The organism is Campylobacter subantarcticus LMG 24377 (assembly GCF_000816305.1).
Classification (GTDB): Bacteria; Campylobacterota; Campylobacteria; order Campylobacterales; family Campylobacteraceae; genus Campylobacter_D; species Campylobacter_D subantarcticus.
This window is the reverse complement of record NZ_CP007773.1, coordinates 1,169,127-1,183,342: the sequence shown is the minus strand read 5'-3', so window position 1 is coordinate 1,183,342 and position 14,216 is coordinate 1,169,127. Positions and strand designations below refer to the sequence as shown.

Genomic DNA, 14,216 nt, shown 5'->3' with positions numbered 1-14,216 from the left:
CAAAACTTAAATTTTATCATAAAAGGATTAAATTTATATTTTTTAGTTATAATCTTTGCTTTAATTTTAATTTTTTAGGAGTGCATAATGGCTGTATCAATTTATTATGATAAAGATTGTGATATCAATTTAATAAAATCAAAAAAAGTAGCTATTATAGGTTTTGGTTCTCAAGGTCATGCTCATGCTATGAATTTAAGAGATAGCGGGGTAGAGGTGATCGTAGGCTTGAAGGAAAGTGGGCAAAGTTGGGCAAAAGCTCAAAATGCAAATTTTATTGTTAAGAGTGTAAAAGAAGCTACTAAAGAAGCAGATTTGATTATGATTTTAGCTCCTGATGAAATTCAAGGTGAAATTTTTAATGAGGAAATTAAACCTGAATTAAAAGCAGGTAAAACTTTGGCATTTGCACATGGTTTTAATATCCATTACGGACAAATTGTTGCTCCAAAAGGCATAGATGTGATTATGATAGCTCCTAAAGCTCCAGGTCATACTGTAAGACATGAATTTAGTATAGGCGGGGGTACTCCTTGTTTAATTGCTATTCATCAAGATGAAAGTAAAAATGCTAAAAATTTAGCTTTAAGTTATGCTAGTGCTATAGGTGGTGGTAGAACAGGTATTATAGAAACAACTTTTAAAACTGAAACCGAAACAGATTTGTTTGGTGAGCAAGCAGTGCTTTGCGGGGGACTTAGTGCGTTAATTCAAGCAGGATTTGAAACTTTAGTTGAAGCAGGATATGAGCCTGAAATGGCATATTTTGAGTGTTTGCATGAAATGAAATTAATTGTAGATTTGATTTATCAAGGTGGTATTGCTGATATGAGATATTCTATTTCTAATACAGCTGAATATGGAGATTATATCACTGGTCCTAAGATCATCACTAAAGAAACTAAAGAGGCAATGAAAGGTGTTTTAAAAGAGATACAAAATGGAAGTTTTGCAAAAGATTTTATTTTAGAAAAAAGAGCAAATTTTGCAAGAATGCATGCGGAGCGTAAATTAATGAATGATTCTTTGATAGAAAAAACAGGGCATAAACTTCGTACTATGATGCCTTGGATTAGTGCTAAAAAATTAGTTGATAAAGATAAAAACTAATTTGAAAACGATAGGTAAAAAATACAAAGTGCTTTTAGCACTTTGTTTGATTGTATTAGGTATTTTTCTCTTTGCTTTTGGATCTTTGTTTTTAAAAAAAGAAAAAAATAAAGTTTTAGATTACAATCAAACAATGGTGAAAAAAAATCCATTGTCTCCTGCAATAGAACAAGAAAATGATTTTAGTTTTAATGATATAAATTTTACTTTAGAAAATGAAAAATTAGAATTTTTAGATAAAAATATTAGTGAAATTTTAAACTTAAATCCCATAGATATAGAATCAAATCAAACTACAGAAGACAATCAAACTTTACTTTTAGAAGTAATAGAGCAAAATGCAAGCAAAGAATTAAAAAACGAAGAACAAAATATATTAGATAAAAACGAAGATAATAAAACTCAAACTCTAGTGCAAAAAAATACTAAAGCTCGCTTGGCAATTATTATAGATGATATGGCAAGTCACACCCATGTAGATATGCTTAAAAAAACAAATTTAAGATTAATCCCATCTTTTTTTCCGCCTGATAAACGCCATCCTTATACAGCTGAGTTTGCAAAGGATTTTGATTTTTTTATGGTACATTTGCCCCTTGCTGCTATAAAATATGACAAGGCAGAATTAAATACTTTACATCCTAGTGATGACATGCAAAAAATAAGCGAGCGTGTGGCTTTTGTAAAAGAACAATTTCCAAAAGTAAAATTTATTAACAACCACACAGGAAGTTTATTTACTGCAAATAAGCAGGCTATGGAGAAATTATTTAGTGTTTTTAAACAAAATGATTTTATTTTTGTAGATTCAAGAACTATAGGTAATTCTAAAGCTAAAATTTTGGCAAACAAATATAATCAACCATATATTGCTAGAGATGTATTTTTAGATAATGAAGATAATATAGCTTATATTAAAAATCAACTCAAGCAAGCAGTTGATGAGGCGGTAAAAAAAGGGTTTGCTATAGCTATTGGTCATCCACGTGAGAAGACTTTTCAGGCCTTAGTGCAAAGCAAGGAATTGTTTGATTTGGTTGAACTTGTGTATTTAAATGAAATTTATTGACCATCTTGAAGCTTTTGATGAACTTTTAAATCCTCCTGCTAGGGTGTATTATAAAGGAAATTTGAAGCTTTTAGAATCTAGGAAAGTTGCAATTATTGGTTCTAGAAGAATGAGTGTTTATACTAAAAACTCTCTTATAGAGCTTGTGTCATTTTTAAAAAAAGCTAAAGTGTGTGTGGTAAGTGGTGGAGCTTTGGGGGTAGATATTCACGCTGCAAGGTTGGCTTATCCGCATACTATAGCGATCTTTGCAAATGGCTTAGATGAAATTTATCCCAAAGCTAATACAAGTGATATTTTGGATATTTATAACAATGCTTTAGCATTGAGTGAAAATGTACCAGATTATAAAGCCAAGCCTTATGATTTTTTACTGCGAAATAGACTAATCATTGCTTTAAGCGAAGTGGTGGTGATCGCACAGGCTGATTTAAAAAGTGGTTCTATGCAAAGTGCAAGACTTGCTTTAAGTATGAATAAACCCATTTATGTACTTCCTCATAGAAAAAATGAAAGCGAAGGGACTAATTTGCTTTTGGCTCAAAATAAAGCTAAATTGCTTTATGATTATCAGCAATTTGCAGCGATGTTTGGAGAGCTTGAGTGTAAACAGCAACAAGATGACTTGTTAAATTTTATAAAAAACGAAGATGACTTAGAGAAAGTTTTGCAAAAATTTGGCGATAAAGTTTATGAATATGAGCTTGAAGGTTTAGTGGAAATTTCTGGAGTAAAAATAAGAGTTTGTGTATGAAAACTTTAGCATTAGATATAGGTTTAAAGCGTATAGGCGTGGCATTGTGTGTTAATAAGAGTATTGTTATGCCACTTGAGGCTATTATAAGAAAAAATCGCAATAAAGCAGCTAGAGAAGTTCAAGAGCATATCAAAGAATATGAGATAGATACTTTAGTCGTTGGAATTCCTTTAGGTGGAGCAAGTGAAGATGAAATGCGTAAAAGAGTGGAGCATTTTGTTGCCTTGTTAGAGTTTGATAAAGAAGTGTTTTATGTAGATGAGAGCTTTAGTTCCAAAGGAGCACAAGAGCTTGGTGTGGCAAATTTAAGAAAAAAAGATGGTAAGCTTGATTCTTTAGCTGCATATTTATTTTTAAAGGATTTTTATGGCCTTGCTTGATTTAAGTATAGCTTTAGAAAGTATTTATACACAGTCACAAAAAGAGCAAATTCTTCAAAGCTTTGATCAAGAAAAAAATGTGAATATTTTTAGAAATTCTTTACTTATTGGAAATGATGAGCTCGAAAGCATTTTAAAAAATGAAACGATAGAATTTAAAAAAATTGATACATATTGCTATAAAATTCCATTTCATTTTAAAAGCAAATTAAGTGCGATGAGTGCATTTAGCGAGGGAAAGTTTTATATACAAAATTATGCTTCATATTTATGTGCAAAAACCTTAGGTGTAAAAGCAGGAGAAAGTGTTTTAGATATGTGTGCTGCTCCTGGTGGAAAGAGTTTGAATTTGGCTAATTTTATGCAAAACCAAGGATATTTAGCAAGTTGTGAATTATCTAAGACTCGTTTTTTTACTTTGAAAAATACCTTAGAAACTTACCAAGTGAAGATGGCAAAGTGTTTTTTAAAAGATGGACGCACGATAGGAAAGGCATGTCCGCTTAAATTTGATAAAATTTTACTTGATGCGCCTTGTTCTACTTTTGCAAAGATGGGTTTTGGCATCCAAAAAAATACTAAAGAAATCAAGCAAATTGCAAATTTACAAAAAAAATTACTGCATTCAGCATTGTTAGCTTTAAAACATGGCGGAGAACTTGTTTATAGCACTTGCACTTTTTTAAGAGAAGAAAATGAGGCTGTTTTGGAGAATGCCTTGAGAAATTCTAATTTTCATCTTGAATTGCTTGATTTTGAATTGCCAAATGTGCAATTTATCCAAGCAAAAAGCGAAGAATTTGATTTATCTTTTGCTAAAAGGGTTTTACCTGATGATTATGCTGATGGCTTTTTTATCGCAAAAGTGAAAAAACATTAAAAATCAATAAATTTAAATGTGAAAAATATTTTTTAATTTAAAACTTAAAGTGCTATTTTTAGGTAGTTTGAGCTTAAATTCACACTGTGAAACTCTTGTGAATAAAATACCAAAAAAAAGAAAACTTAAATTAAGAAAAAAGTAAAAATAATGGAAGGTGTTTTGCAGGATAAATAAGCACTAGGCTTATTTATCTCTTAAGTTTAATTCGCTAATTAATTTAGTGTAAGCTTGATAATCTTTTCTTTTTAGATAAGATAAAAGTCTTTTTCTTTGACCAACAAGCTTTAAAAGTCCTAAACGAGAAGAAAAATCTTTTTTATAGATTTTTAAATGTTCTGTTAAATCTGAAATTCTCGCACTTAAAAGAGCGATTTGAACTTCTGGAGAACCTGTATCTCCTTCTTTTCTAGCAAATTTTGCAACAATTTCTGCTTTTTTAGCCGAATCTAAAGCCATAATAGACCTCCTGAGCGGTATTTAAAATTAAAAGATGTAATTATAACGAAAAAAACAAAAAAAATGCTGAATTTTAAAATATAAGAAATTTAATATCGAAGAAGACTTATTTTTGATATAATAAAAATTTTATCATAATCGTAATAATTATACTTTATATATTTTAGAAAGGAAAAAAGTGTTATTTACAAAAGCTAGCGAATACGCTTTGTTGTCTTTAATACATATAGCCAATTCTCAAGAACCACAAGATGTGGATACAATGTCAAATGTTTTAGATATACCAAAAAGTTTTTTGGCTAAAATCTTGCAAGCGCTTGCTAAAGATTCGCTTTTAAAATCCTACAAAGGGGCTAAAGGTGGGTTTATGCTTGTTAAAAATCCAAGCGAATATACTTTAAAAGAAATCATAAATAGTGTGGAAAAAAAATCCATCAATGTTTTTGAATGCAGTAATGGAGTTTGTCCTTCACAAAAAGAAGAAAATTGCAAAATTATGCCCGTGCTTGTGAAGCTACAAAATAAAATTGATGATTTTTTGATTTCTATTACTTTAGAGGATATTATTCAAAATAATGGCTAAAAGAGATATTTTTAGCTTGGTATTGCCTTGGGTTGCTCCGCTTGTTGCACCGGTATTAAAGGCAAAAAGCTTAACTATAGTAGCTGTGATAATTGCTATTTTAGCAATTATCATTGTACCTTTACCAAGTATAGTTTTGGATTTTTTTCTTGCTTTGAGTATAGCCATTTCGGTTTTGATTATTTTAATTTCTTTGTATATACCTAAACCTACAGATTTAACAACTTTTCCAACGTTGATTTTGATCATCACGCTTTTTAGACTTTCACTTAACATCGCCACAACGCGTATGATTTTAAGTGAGGGTCATCAAGGTCCAGCGGCTGTAAGTGATATAGTGGCGAGTTTTGGGGAGTTTGTTGTTGGTGGAAATTATGTTATAGGTATGGTTATTTTTTGTATTTTGGTTTTGATTAACTTTATGGTTGTAACCAAAGGTAGTACAAGGGTTTCTGAAGTGCAAGCAAGATTTACTCTCGATGCAATGCCTGGTAAGCAAATGGCGATTGATGCGGATTTAAATGCAGGCTTAATTGATGAAAAAACTGCACGCCAAAGACGTCAAGAAATTATAGCTGAGGCAAATTTCTATGGAGCAATGGATGGTTCTTCTAAATTTATTAAAGGAGACGCTGTTGCGGGGATTATTATAACTATTGTAAATTTAATTGGTGGGTTTATGATAGGATATTTTCAGCATGATATGGAACTTAGCGAATGCGCTTCTACTTATACGATTTTAACGATAGGTGATGGACTTGTTTCACAAATTCCTGGATTGATCACATCGACTGCGACTGCTATTATTATTACGCGTGCTAGCAAAGATGAGGATAATTTCGCCGAGGGTTCTATTAATCAGCTTTTAGGTGAGTATAAGACCTTGCTTATTGTGGGATTTATTTTGTTTATTTTTGCTTTGGTGCCTGGCTTGCCACATTTTTCTTTAGGGTTTATGGCTTTGATGTTTTTGGGGCTTGGCTATATGATAAAACAAGTACAAGAAGGTAAAATTCAAATCAATACCGTCTCGAGTAAAAAATCTCAAGAAGATAACGAGCAAGAGCAGGCTAAACCTCAAAAACGTAGCGAAGAGGAGATTTTAAGAGAAGAAGAAAATAAAATTACAGATATTTTAAAATTAGAAATTTTAGAGTTAGAATTGGGCTATGGGCTAATTAAGCTAGCAGAAAGTGAGTTGACAGAACGTATTAGATCTACAAGACGTAATATAGCCCAAAGTTTAGGATTTTTAATGCCTAAAATTAGAATTAGGGATAATTTACAGTTAAAACCTAATGAATATACTTTTAAACTTAAGGGTGTAGGGATAGCTAGTGCAGAAATTTATCCTGATAAATACTTGGCTATGGATAGTGGTTTTATTACTGAACCTATTGAGGGTATAGCTACTAAAGAACCAGCTTTTAATTCAGATGCTTTGTGGATTGATTCATCTTTAAAAGATGAGGCAACATTGAATGGTTATATTGTGATTGATCCAGCAAGTGTGATTTCAACTCATATGAGCGAGCTTATAAAAGCAAATGCTTCAGAGCTTTTAACTAAACAAGAGGTGCAAAATTTACTAGATAAGATTAAAAATGACTATCCTATTGTAGTAGATGATTGTTTAAGAGTGGCAAGTATTGGTTTAATTCAAAAGGTATTAAAAGCCTTGCTTAAAGAGCATATCCCAATAAAAGATATGCTTACGATTTTAGAATCAATTAGTGATATAGCAGAAGTTAGTAAGAGTTTGGATATGATCATAGAGCATGTAAGAGCTTCTTTGGCAAGAGCGATTACTAATTTATATGTAGATGAAAAAGGTCAAATTAGTTTTTATATCTTTGATGCTGCTGCTGCTGCGAAGCTAATGGAACATGTGCAGTTTAAAGATGGGACATATCATTTGATGATCAATGTAGCACAAACTGGGGCTTTGGTTGAAGCTTTAAAAGCAGAGCTTGCAAGTGTAGCAAATACAAGAATCAAGCCTTTCTTGCTTTGTGTTGAACCACAGCTTAGAAAATTTATCGCCGATATTTGTTCGAATTTTGGTATTAATATTACTGTTTTAAGTTTTGCAGAAATTGCAGAAAATACTAAATTTGAAACAGAAGGCATTATCAAAGTTGATAATCTATAAAGGAAAAATATGAAAATTTATCATCTTTCGCATACTGATTTAGATGGTTATGCTTGTCAGTATGTGCTAGATTTTTATTTTAAGAATTGTTGTTTTTATAATTCTAATTATGGTAAAGAGATTAATGAAAATTTTAGTGTTATTTTTAAAAATATCGAAGAGGATTTAAAAGAAAATCCTAAAGAAGAATTTGTGATTTTAATCACTGATTTAAATTTAACCTTAAGTCAATGTGAAGATTTTCAAAAGACCATAGAAGGCAAAAAAATCAAACTTATGCTCTTAGATCATCATCAAAGTGGCTTAGAGTGTATGCAAAAGTATCCTTGGTATTTTCTAGATGATAAAAGATGTGCAACAAAAATTGTTTATGATTTTTTTAGTAGATGTTATGGTGAAAATAAGTCATTATCTCAGTTTGTAGATGTGGTAAATGCAGTGGATATTTGGCTAAGTGAAGATGATGGTTTTGAATTGGGAAAAGTTTTACTTGGCATGGTTTCTGGAGCAAAAGAGATAAATAGAGTGATGTTTGCACAAGAGAATATAAAATACCTTTTCCATCTTTTTGATGCTTCAAGAAAATATATTCAAGAAATTAATGCGCATATTCGTTTAGATGATGATTTGCATAGTTTAAAAAAATCATTCTTCAAAAAAGAAAAAAATGACACTTTAAGTAATTTAATTTCTCATTTTGTTGTAGAAAAATTAAGTGCTGAAAAAGAAAAATTTAGCATATTTTATAAAGGGTACAAGGGTTTGCTTACTTCTAATATAGGCAATACTTCAGTGATTGGAAATGATTTTTTAATGCAAAATCCTGAATTTGATTTTTTTGTAGATCTTAGCTCAAGAAAAACCTTAAGTTTTAGGGCAAATAATAAAATCGATGTAAGCTTAATGGCTAAAAGCTTGGTTAATGGAGGAGGGCATAAAAATGCTAGTGGAGGTTTGTTTGCTGCGTATAAAGATAGCTCTAATTATGATTTCATCAAAGCACAATTTGTAGATTTGATCAAAAGTAAAGAATTAAAGGAAAACAATCATGAAAACAAACAATCTTAAAGAAGAAGTAGAAAACTTACAATATGAATTAAGTATCGTTTTAGAGGCAATGCTCTTGCTTGCTGGGGTTGAGAAAAATAAATTAGAAAAAGCTGTAGAGGCGTATATTGATTGTATTGATGAGGTTTGTCAAAATACTCAAAAAGAGGGAGTTGAGGAAGTTTTGGAAGTAGTGGAGTATTTGAAAAATCATCACAAAGATTTATTTCAATGAAAATTTTATACCTGCTTTTAATGGGTGTGTTTGCTTGTGCAAATATTTATGAAGATTTGAATGATTTTGCTTATAATAAACAAAATACACTCAACTTAAATTCAAGTCAGGCTTGGTTTTTAGAGTATAAGCAAAACAAGCAAGCTTGTGTAGATATTGTGCTTACAAAGCATAAAGCTTATGTTGTACAAATTCATCTTGCGTGTAATAATCTAAATAAAGAAAAAATAAATGATTATTTAAATTCGCAATTTTTAAGCTTGTATTCTAAAGACCTTACCAAACTTAGAAGAGAAATAGCTAGTATTAAAAATGTTATGCGTGATTTTATGATTTATTATACTTTACATCAATCTTTTGCAAATGATATAAAAAAAATGAGCAAAAGCGATAAATTACAAGTATATCAACTTGATAAGAAAAATGGTGGGAAAATTTTTTACAAAGTCAATAATCAAGCATGCGTAGTTTTTGATCTTTATTTAGATGAAAATTTACAAGCAAATATGCAAGTAAGCGGATTGGAAAATTTAGATAAAACCTGTATGGAGTTAATCTCATCTCCAGAATTTAAGGATCTTTCTTATACTAAAGATGAGATGAAAAAATATAAATTAAAAAACTAACCTAAAAAGTCTTAAACAATAAAGCTTAAAAATTCTACTTAAAGCCATTTTTTTTCTTTCTATATTTGAAAATACATAAGCTTCAAGATCTTGCTTTTCTCTTAAAGTGAGATTTTTCATTATTGTAAACCTTTTAAAAATATTGCTAGGCGAAATTATATTATCTTTTCTTTTAAAAAAACTGAAAATAAATAATTTAAAATTGTAAACTTATAGCTAAAAAAAGTTTAGTCATATTGACTAAATAATATTAAATATTTTTATTTAGAAATAACTTGACATTGTTATACTAAAGTTGTATAATTATTTTGTCACTTAAAAATATCGAGTGACAAAATCGAAATAAGGTTTTATAATGAAGTCTTATAGTAAAAAGGATTTAATTTTAAAAACTATCATTGAAACCTATTTAGAGGGCAATAATCCGTAAGTATACCTGCCTCAACTATAAGAGTTTATTTTAAAAAACTAAGTGATGAAGGTGTTTTACGCAGCTTCATATTAGTAGCGGTCGTATACCAACTGCAAATGCTATGAAAGCTTATTAGTGTGAGCAACTTTGTGAAGATGAGATTGTGATTAATGATCTTGCTTTATTGGGGTTTTTGCTTGATAAGTTTGAAATATATAGTTTAGTTTATGGTGGCGATGAGTTGATTTTACAAGAACTTATCACGGTAAATAACAAATTCATCGTGCTGGATTTTGGATAAATGAACTAGTATTGAAATTTGATTATGATAGTTTGATTTTTTTGCAAAGACTTATCGGGCTTGATGTAAAAGGCATTGAAAATTTAGTTTTTAGAGTGGAATTTAAGGAGTTGTTAGAAAAAATAGCTATGTTAAAACATACAGAGATTTACTATAGGTATAACGAGAGCAAAGCTTAGCAAATTTATCATTTTGATAAATTTGCTAAGCTTTTATCTCCGCAAATTGGATTTTATTTTAATGAAAAATTACAATTTGATCCTTTGTTTGAAGAAGGCTCTATGGGGTTAAAGCTTAAGAGAACATTTTTAGGAAAAGAATCTCATGTGATTTTTGCTAGAAGTGTTTACTCTGATTTTAAACAATGTTAAATGTTATAAAGGAGGCTGCGTGAGCGAAGAAAAGCAAAATGAAACCATGCCAGAAGAAGCAGTGGAAAATTCAGAAAACCAAAACAGTGAATTAGAAAAGCTTCAAACAGAGTATAATGAGTTAAAAGATACTTATTTAAGAGCAAATGCTGAATTTGAAAATATCAAAAAAAGAATGGAAAAAGAGAAAATTTCAGCAACGATTTATGCAAATGAGAGTTTTGCTAAAGATTTGCTTGATGTAGTTGATGCATTAGAAGCGGCTATTAATGTAGAAGCTAATGATGAATTAAGTTTAAAAATTAAAGAAGGGGTGCAAAACACTTTGGATTTGCTTTTGAAAAAACTAGAAAAACATATGGTTAAAGTTATAGAAGCAAATGGTGAGTTTGATCCAAATTTACATGAAGCTATGTTTCATGTAGAAAGCGCTGATCATGAAAGTGGTCATATTGTCCAGCTTTTACAAAAAGGTTATGTGATGAATGATAGAGTGATTAGATCAGCAAAAGTTAGTGTTGCAAAATAAAATTAAAAAGGATTTTTGATGGCAAAGCAAAAAAAAGATAGTGGAAAAAAATATACAAAAGAGGAAATTCTATCTATTAAAAATTATATAGATGCAAATGGAAGTTTTAGAACATATGAAGATGGAAATCAGTATTCTATAATCCATTTTAATAATACCGGAAAAGAAAGATCCGGACATGCTTTATATATGTGTGCATGGAGAATTGAAAATGGAAAATATAATCATATTATTAATTAAAAAAATACATTTAAATAAAAAGGATAAAAAATGGCAAAAGTTATAGGTATAGATTTAGGTACAACAAATTCTTGTGTGAGTGTGTATGAAAGAGGTGAGAGTAAAGTTATCCCAAATAAAGAAGGTAAAAATACCACTCCTTCGGTAGTTGCTTTTACTGATAAAGGCGAGGTTTTAGTAGGTGATAGTGCTAAGCGTCAAGCGGTTACTAACCCTGAAAAAACAATTTATTCTATTAAAAGAATTATGGGTTTAATGATTAATGAAGAAGCAGCAAAAGAAGCTAAAAATCGTTTACCTTATCATATCACAGAAAGAAATGGGGCTTGTGCGATTGAAATAGCAGGGAAAATTTATACTCCGCAAGAAATTTCAGCAAAAGTTCTAATGAAATTAAAAGAAGATGCAGAAGCTTTCTTGGGTGAAAAAGTAGAAGATGCGGTGATCACTGTTCCAGCATATTTTAATGATGCGCAAAGAAAAGCTACGAAAGAAGCAGGACAAGTTGCAGGATTAAATGTGTTAAGAATTATTAACGAACCAACTGCAGCAGCTTTAGCCTATGGTCTTGATAAAAAAGAAAGTGAAAAAATCGTAGTTTATGATTTAGGTGGTGGTACATTTGATGTTACTGTGCTTGAAACAGGCGATAATGTTGTAGAAGTTTTAGCAACGGGTGGTAATGCATTTTTAGGTGGTGATGATTTTGATAATAAATTAATCGACTTTTTAGCAAATGAGTTTAAAGATGAAACAGGTATAGATCTTAAAAACGATGTAATGGCTTTGCAAAGATTAAAAGAAGCAGCTGAAAATGCTAAAAAAGAATTAAGTTCAGCTAATGAAACTAATATTAACTTACCATTCATCACAGCTGATGCAAGTGGTCCAAAACATTTAGCTAAAACTTTAACAAGAGCTAAATTTGAAAGCATGATTGATGGTCTAGTAGCTGAAACTATTAGTAAAATTAACGAAGTAGTAAAAGATGCAGGACTTGATAAGAGTGAAGTAAAAGAAATCGTTATGGTGGGTGGTTCTACTCGTGTTCCTCTTGTGCAAGAAGAAGTTAAAAAAGCTTTTGGTAAAGAGCTTAATAAGTCGGTAAATCCTGATGAAGTTGTAGCAATTGGTGCGGCGATTCAAGGTGCGGTTATTAAAGGTGATGTTAAAGATGTATTATTACTTGATGTAACTCCACTTTCTTTGGGTATTGAAACTTTGGGTGGGGTGATGACTAAAATCATCGAAAAAGGCACAACGATTCCAACTAAAAAAGAACAAGTTTTCTCAACTGCTGAAGATAATCAAAGTGCAGTTACTATCAATGTTTTACAAGGTGAGAGAGAATTTAGCCGTGATAATAAATCTTTAGGAAATTTCAATCTTGAAGGAATTCCACCAGCGCCTCGTGGTATGCCACAAATTGAAGTAACTTTTGATATTGATGCAAATGGTATTTTAACAGTTAGCGCAAAAGACAAAGCTACAGGAAAAGCACAAGAGATCAAAATCACAGGTTCAAGTGGACTAAGTGAAGAAGAGATCAATAACATGGTAAAAGATGCAGAGCTTCATAAGGAAGAAGATAGAAAACGCAAAGAAGCAGTAGAAGCTAGAAATGCTGCTGATAGCTTAGTACATCAAGTAGAAAAATCTTTAAATGAGCTTGGCGATAAAGTAGGCGAAGATGACAAAGCAAATATCCAAAAAGCTTTAGATGAGTTAAAAGAAACATTGAAAAATGCTAATGCTTCTAAAGAAGAAATCGAAAGCAAAATGAAAGCTTTAAGCGAAGTTTCTCATAAATTAGCGGAAAATATGTATAAAAAAGAAGAGCCAAATACTCAAAAGAAAAAAGATGATGATGTAATTGATGCTGAAGTTGAGTAAAAATTAAACTAGAAGCATAAAGCTTCTAGTTTAATTAATCAATATATTTCTTACAGTCTTCTTTGAAATAATTTCTGTCAAATCTTGCAAAATTATCGTTATTTGGCACTTTATAACATTCGCTAAAATTTTTAGCCTTAAGAATTTTGACATAAAAACTAGGAATGGCTATATTGTTTTTAATGCGTTTTGGTTTGTCATCATAAAGCACTAAATTTAAGACTTCTAATTCTTTATTTTTCTTTGCTAAATACCGCTCTCTTTGTTCGATTTCATTCCAAATTTCAGCATTGATATCTTTTTTTTGTGGTGTGATATTACTCATTAAAAAAGTGCTAAGTTGGGCTTGTGGAGTTGCATTCATGGATTGATTAGGCACGACATGTCCTCTTGTGTAGCCGCTTCTTAGGTAATCCTCCCAGTAAGTTCTGTATTTTTTAGGGATATTGGTATCATCTTCAAAGCGTGGGCGTTTTTTGATGTGCCCTTGATTTAAAATTTTAGCTTCTAGTTTATAAGCAATGGCCTTGGTACCCTTATAATTATAATTATAACAATTGATGTAATAATACTTATCCATCAATAAAGAGCATTCTTTAAAATACGGCTTAAAACTAGGGTGTAATTCATATTGAGTATAAGCAAAAGAGCTTAAAGCTAAAGCACAAAGCGTTAAAACTTTTTTCATGCTAAAAGCTTTCTAACCATTTCATTGAGTCTTTTGCCATCAACACTCACACCAAAAACTACTTTAGCTTCTTTCATTAAAACACCTTGTTCTTTTAAAGAATTAATTTGTAATTTTTCTATCAGTTTTTTTAATTCGCTTTCTAATTCCTCATCGCTTAGCTGTTTAGGTAAATAAGCACTTAAAATAGCGACTTCTTGAAGTTCTTTTTGTGCTAAATCTTCTCTAGCGCCCTTATTGAAAGCTAGTGCAGCTTCGTTTCTTTTTTTGATTTCACTTGCAATGATTTTGTAAATTCTTTCATCATCGAGCGTGATTCTTTCATCAACTTCTATTTGTTTAAAACTAGCATTAAGCGTTCTTAGAGTGTTTCTTTTGAAGTCATCTTTGCTACGCATAGCTTCTTTGATATCTTCTAAAATTTGATCTTTTAAATTCATTTTTTCTCCTTTAAATTTTAATATTTTTAAAATGTGCTATACAC

The 14,216-nt window shown here is 30.6% G+C and carries 17 protein-coding genes and 1 pseudogene; 14 read left to right on the top strand and 4 right to left on the bottom strand.

The genetic code is table 11. The annotated features are described in order from the left end of the window. The first annotated feature begins 87 nt into the window (after nucleotides 1–87). From ilvC to CSUB8523_RS06110, 5 genes are read left to right on the top strand one after another with little or no spacing between them, the layout of a single operon-like run. Complete coding sequence (ilvC, locus tag CSUB8523_RS06130) at nucleotides 88–1,110, top strand: ketol-acid reductoisomerase (RefSeq protein WP_043019930.1); 1,023 nt, start codon at nucleotides 88–90, stop codon at nucleotides 1,108–1,110. After that, a complete protein-coding gene (locus CSUB8523_RS06125; protein ID WP_069107232.1) occupies nucleotides 1,091–2,179 on the top strand; it encodes a divergent polysaccharide deacetylase family protein in 1,089 nt (362 codons plus the stop codon). The genes ilvC and CSUB8523_RS06125 overlap by 20 nt, the downstream gene beginning before the upstream one ends. Continuing rightward, entirely contained in the window at nucleotides 2,166–2,933 is a 768-nt protein-coding gene (locus CSUB8523_RS06120; protein ID WP_043019928.1) for a DNA-processing protein DprA, read from the top strand. The genes CSUB8523_RS06125 and CSUB8523_RS06120 overlap by 14 nt, the downstream gene beginning before the upstream one ends. Continuing rightward, nucleotides 2,930–3,316 carry a Holliday junction resolvase RuvX gene (gene ruvX / locus CSUB8523_RS06115; protein ID WP_043019927.1) on the top strand — a complete coding sequence of 129 codons (387 nt, stop codon included), beginning with the start codon at nucleotides 2,930–2,932 and terminating at the stop codon, nucleotides 3,314–3,316. The genes CSUB8523_RS06120 and ruvX overlap by 4 nt, the downstream gene beginning before the upstream one ends. Next, nucleotides 3,303–4,196 (top strand): RsmB/NOP family class I SAM-dependent RNA methyltransferase, encoded by an 894-nt coding sequence (locus CSUB8523_RS06110; protein ID WP_052243683.1) that lies wholly within the window; start codon nucleotides 3,303–3,305, stop codon nucleotides 4,194–4,196. Before ruvX ends, CSUB8523_RS06110 begins: the two co-directional genes overlap by 14 nt. A 186-nt stretch (nucleotides 4,197–4,382) precedes the next feature. Here CSUB8523_RS06110 and rpsO read toward each other — a convergent pair whose 3' ends face one another. After that, the gene (gene rpsO, locus CSUB8523_RS06105; RefSeq protein ID WP_039618506.1) at nucleotides 4,383–4,655 is read right to left on the bottom strand and encodes a 30S ribosomal protein S15; all 273 of its coding nucleotides are present in this window, start codon (nucleotides 4,653–4,655) and stop codon (nucleotides 4,383–4,385) included. Nucleotides 4,656–4,833: 178 nt separating this feature from the next. Here rpsO and CSUB8523_RS06100 point away from each other — a divergent pair, with 178 nt between their 5' ends. From CSUB8523_RS06100 to CSUB8523_RS06080, 5 genes are read left to right on the top strand one after another with little or no spacing between them, the layout of a single operon-like run. After that, nucleotides 4,834–5,238 carry an Rrf2 family transcriptional regulator gene (locus CSUB8523_RS06100; protein WP_043019926.1) on the top strand — a complete coding sequence of 135 codons (405 nt, stop codon included), beginning with the start codon at nucleotides 4,834–4,836 and terminating at the stop codon, nucleotides 5,236–5,238. Then, nucleotides 5,231–7,390, top strand: a complete 2,160-nt coding sequence (gene flhA / locus CSUB8523_RS06095; protein ID WP_043019925.1) for a flagellar biosynthesis protein FlhA — start codon at nucleotides 5,231–5,233, stop codon at nucleotides 7,388–7,390. The genes CSUB8523_RS06100 and flhA overlap by 8 nt, the downstream gene beginning before the upstream one ends. A 9-nt stretch (nucleotides 7,391–7,399) precedes the next feature. Continuing rightward, entirely contained in the window at nucleotides 7,400–8,458 is a 1,059-nt protein-coding gene (locus tag CSUB8523_RS06090; RefSeq protein WP_043019924.1) for a DHH family phosphoesterase, read from the top strand. Continuing rightward, the gene (locus CSUB8523_RS06085) at nucleotides 8,439–8,672 is read left to right on the top strand and encodes a hypothetical protein (RefSeq protein WP_039664141.1); all 234 of its coding nucleotides are present in this window, start codon (nucleotides 8,439–8,441) and stop codon (nucleotides 8,670–8,672) included. The genes CSUB8523_RS06090 and CSUB8523_RS06085 overlap by 20 nt, the downstream gene beginning before the upstream one ends. After that, on the top strand, nucleotides 8,669–9,298 hold the full coding sequence (locus CSUB8523_RS06080) for a hypothetical protein (protein ID WP_039664140.1): 630 nt from the start codon (nucleotides 8,669–8,671) through the stop codon (nucleotides 9,296–9,298). The genes CSUB8523_RS06085 and CSUB8523_RS06080 overlap by 4 nt, the downstream gene beginning before the upstream one ends. On the opposite strand, the gene CSUB8523_RS10560 is transcribed toward CSUB8523_RS06080, so the two are convergent. Then, nucleotides 9,287–9,418 carry a hypothetical protein gene (locus CSUB8523_RS10560; protein ID WP_256378632.1) on the bottom strand — a complete coding sequence of 44 codons (132 nt, stop codon included), beginning with the start codon at nucleotides 9,416–9,418 and terminating at the stop codon, nucleotides 9,287–9,289. The two genes, CSUB8523_RS06080 and CSUB8523_RS10560, sit on opposite strands and share 12 nt — an antisense overlap. Before the next feature lie 235 nt (nucleotides 9,419–9,653). Between CSUB8523_RS10560 and CSUB8523_RS06075 the strand changes: the two are divergent. The 4 genes and pseudogenes from CSUB8523_RS06075 to dnaK all read left to right on the top strand — a co-directional run bounded on the left by CSUB8523_RS06075 (nucleotide 9,654) and on the right by dnaK (nucleotide 13,044). Then, nucleotides 9,654–10,405 (top strand): annotated as a pseudogene (locus tag CSUB8523_RS06075) (HrcA family transcriptional regulator). Continuing rightward, complete coding sequence (gene grpE, locus CSUB8523_RS06070; protein ID WP_043019923.1) at nucleotides 10,402–10,911, top strand: nucleotide exchange factor GrpE; 510 nt, start codon at nucleotides 10,402–10,404, stop codon at nucleotides 10,909–10,911. The pseudogene CSUB8523_RS06075 and the gene grpE overlap by 4 nt, the downstream one beginning before the upstream one ends. A gap of 18 nt (nucleotides 10,912–10,929) precedes the next feature. Next, the gene (locus tag CSUB8523_RS06065) at nucleotides 10,930–11,151 is read left to right on the top strand and encodes a hypothetical protein (protein ID WP_039641671.1); all 222 of its coding nucleotides are present in this window, start codon (nucleotides 10,930–10,932) and stop codon (nucleotides 11,149–11,151) included. 30 nt (nucleotides 11,152–11,181) lie between these two features. Further along, a complete protein-coding gene (dnaK, locus tag CSUB8523_RS06060; protein WP_043019922.1) occupies nucleotides 11,182–13,044 on the top strand; it encodes a molecular chaperone DnaK in 1,863 nt (620 codons plus the stop codon). A gap of 34 nt (nucleotides 13,045–13,078) precedes the next feature. Here the strand turns inward: dnaK and CSUB8523_RS06055 are convergent, their stop codons facing one another. Both CSUB8523_RS06055 and CSUB8523_RS06050 read right to left on the bottom strand, forming a co-directional pair. Beyond that, on the bottom strand, nucleotides 13,079–13,732 hold the full coding sequence (locus CSUB8523_RS06055; RefSeq protein ID WP_043019921.1) for a DNA/RNA endonuclease G: 654 nt from the start codon (nucleotides 13,730–13,732) through the stop codon (nucleotides 13,079–13,081). Further along, nucleotides 13,729–14,172 (bottom strand): GatB/YqeY domain-containing protein, encoded by a 444-nt coding sequence (locus CSUB8523_RS06050; protein WP_043019920.1) that lies wholly within the window; start codon nucleotides 14,170–14,172, stop codon nucleotides 13,729–13,731. Before CSUB8523_RS06050 ends, CSUB8523_RS06055 begins: the two co-directional genes overlap by 4 nt. Nucleotides 14,173–14,216 lie beyond the last annotated feature (44 nt).